This is a genomic window from Thalassospira tepidiphila MCCC 1A03514 (assembly GCF_001662875.1).
Lineage (GTDB): Bacteria > Pseudomonadota > Alphaproteobacteria > Rhodospirillales > Thalassospiraceae > Thalassospira > Thalassospira tepidiphila.
Genome location: NZ_JPVZ01000021.1, coordinates 1 through 2,734, shown reverse-complemented (window position 1 = coordinate 2,734; position 2,734 = coordinate 1). Strand labels below are relative to the sequence as shown.

At 54.7% G+C, this 2,734-nt stretch carries 2 protein-coding genes; both read left to right on the top strand.

Annotated features, from left to right (window positions below):
* Positions 1 to 398: 398 nt before the first annotated feature.
* On the top strand, positions 399 to 1,151 hold the full coding sequence (locus TH4_RS20385) for a glycerophosphodiester phosphodiesterase family protein (protein ID WP_064782569.1): 753 nt from the start codon (positions 399 to 401) through the stop codon (positions 1,149 to 1,151).
* A gap of 98 nt (positions 1,152 to 1,249) precedes the next feature.
* The gene (locus tag TH4_RS20380; RefSeq protein WP_064782568.1) at positions 1,250 to 2,689 is read left to right on the top strand and encodes an MATE family efflux transporter; all 1,440 of its coding nucleotides are present in this window, start codon (positions 1,250 to 1,252) and stop codon (positions 2,687 to 2,689) included.
* Positions 2,690 to 2,734: the final 45 nt, after the last annotated feature.

Here is a 2,734-nt window from a genome sequence, read left to right as displayed (position 1 = left end):
GGCCCCTATCCCGACCTGTAAACACCTTTTTTCGAGATTTATCGAGATTTTCGGCGATTGTTTTTTTCACCCCCGAAACGGTCCGCACAAACCCTTGGCTTTCGGGGGTTTCACGTAGAAATCGGATATGTGCATAGCTCGACCCACATCGGTGCATAACGCCGAAAACCACAGGGAAAACCGACTCTGCGTCAATAATTACAATATGGAGTCCAATGACTTCGCAGCAAAAATGAAAAAGGAAACGTTCAAATCGCAACAAGATTTTCGCTTTTTCACACAATCCAAGTCGCGTAAGAGAATCGCATTGATGTTCTTGCACCACCAGAACAACCGATGGCCTGATCCATCATCTGTTTTGGCGGTTGCAGCCCCACATATATAAAAGGCCCATATCCGTGATCGATATCCCGCACATTGTCGCCCATCGCGGCGCTTCGATTGAAGCCCCGGAAAACACCATTGCCGCATTCCGGGTTGCCGGCGCACGCGGCGCCAAATGGATTGAATGTGATGTCACGCTAAGTGCGGATGACAAATGCGTGCTTATCCATGACGACACGCTTGAACGGACCACCAACGGCACCGGCCCCATCCATCACAGCGATTTCGACGCCTTACGCAACCTCGATGCCGGGGGATGGTTTTCAGACATATATAAGGGCGAACGAATCCCCAGCCTGAAAGATACGCTCGAAACCCTGTATTTCATGGATATGGGGGCCAACCTTGAAATCAAGCCATCTGGCTGCGATCCGGTGCGCCTGTGCGAGGAAGTCATCAAGGAACTTCGCATTTCAAAGACCGTGCCGCCAATTCTGATTTCAAGTTTTGATGACACCGCGGTTGCCCATATGCGCAAACATATGCCAGACCTGCCGTGCGGCTGGTTGCTGGAAACCCTGCCAAAAAACTGGAAGGCCGAGTATGCGCGCCTTGGCGCATCGGCCATTCATATTGACCACAAGGCACTGACACCGGTGAGTGCCGCCGAGATTGTCGATGCTGGTGTCCCGCTGGTTTGCTATACCATCAATGATGTCGAACGCGCCAAGGAGCTTTTCTCCTGGGGAGTAACATCGGTGATTACCGATGATCCGGCCAAATTGCTGATGGCGTTTCCCCGACGACCGTTCGCTGCCCACAGATAGACCCTGGATCAAACCAAACCAGGGCAAAACGGCATCATGGCTCTGATCGCCACCACGACCCAGAGCCTGACCGCCAGATAAAAACAGGAAACAGTCCAATGTCCATTGCCCCACAAGATGGTGCTCCGGCTCCGCCGCCACTTGATACGGCACTTGATCCGACACTTTCGCCAACCCCGCTTTATCCCAATAACCGGGTAAAGCGTCACCTAAGCGAATTGTTCAGACTGGCACTGCCGGTGACAATTGCCCGTCTTGGCATGCTGATCATGGCGGTTGTCGATACCATCGTGGTTGGCAACTATGACAGTGCGGCACTGGCCTACCTTAATATTGCACATGCGCCCTTTACATCCTTGATGGTGACCGGCATCGGACTTCTGACCGGGGTGATGGTCATGACATCGCATGCCAAGGGTCGCGACAACCTGATGGCGGCCGGGGCTGTGTGGCGCAATGCCATGCCTTACGCTGTCCTGATCGGCATTGTCTTTACCCTTCTGACCATGCAATCGGACTGGCTGTTTAAAATCACCGGTCAGCCGGTCGAAATCACCGACCATGCCGGCGATCTGGCCATGATTCTGGCGATCGGGATGCCCGCCGCACTGATTTACATCACCTGTGCCTTTTTCCTTGAAGGATTGCAGCGCCCACTGCCGGGCATGGTGTTGATGATCGCAGCTAACCTGGTCAACCTCGTTCTTGATTACGGGCTGGTTTACGGGGCGTTTGGCTTGCCGGAACTGGGGGCAGAAGGTGCAGCTTGGACATCAAGCGTCATCCGCTGGTTCATGGCGCTTGGTCTGCTGGGTTATATCCTGCTGATGAAAAGCCATCATCTTTATGGCATTCGCAACGGCTTTGCCGGTTGGTGGCGCGGATCGCGCGATGCCCGTCATCTTGGCTATGCCGCGGGTGCCAGTCAGGGGATGGAAACCGGCGCCTTTGCCGCCATGCAGCTTTTTGCCGGCCGTCTTGGCGTGATTGCCGCGGCAAGTTACGGCATCAGCATGACGCTTTTGGCTCTGATGTTTATGGTGGCCCTTGGTCTGGCGTCGGCAACATCGGTTCGGGTCGGCATTGCCTATGGCAGGCGGGACCGACCGGACATGGCACTTGCCGGGTGGATTGGCCTTTTGACCACGATGTGCGTGATGCTGGCCCTGAGCATTCCGCTTTATCTGTTCCCCGATGCGGTTGCACATCTGTTTACCCAGGACGTCGCGGTGCTTGCCACCACGGTTTCAGTGCTGATTTTGATGCCGATCATTTTCCCGACTGATGGCGGTCAGAATGCCGCGATCAGTGCCCTTCGCGGGGCTGGCGATAAATGGGCACCAACGATTTTACATCTGGTGTCCTATATCTTTGTCATGATCCCGGTTGGCTATTACCTGTCATTCATTCTTGAGATGGGGGTACGCGGCCTGTTCTGGGGCATTGCGATTGCAAGTCTTGTCGCGGTCAGTGGCCTGGCGATCCGGTTCCTGATCGTGTCATCGCGCGACATTCCGGAACATCCCGAACAGATCTAGTCATCGACAGCCAACAAACAAAAAACGCCGCCGGTTTCGCCCGGC

Bases quoted from the DNA above. Each gene is read 5' to 3' on its own strand.
- TH4_RS20380 (WP_064782568.1), top strand. From the start codon at position 1,250: ATGTCCATTGCCCCACAAGATGGTGCTCCGGCTCCGCCGCCACTTGAT.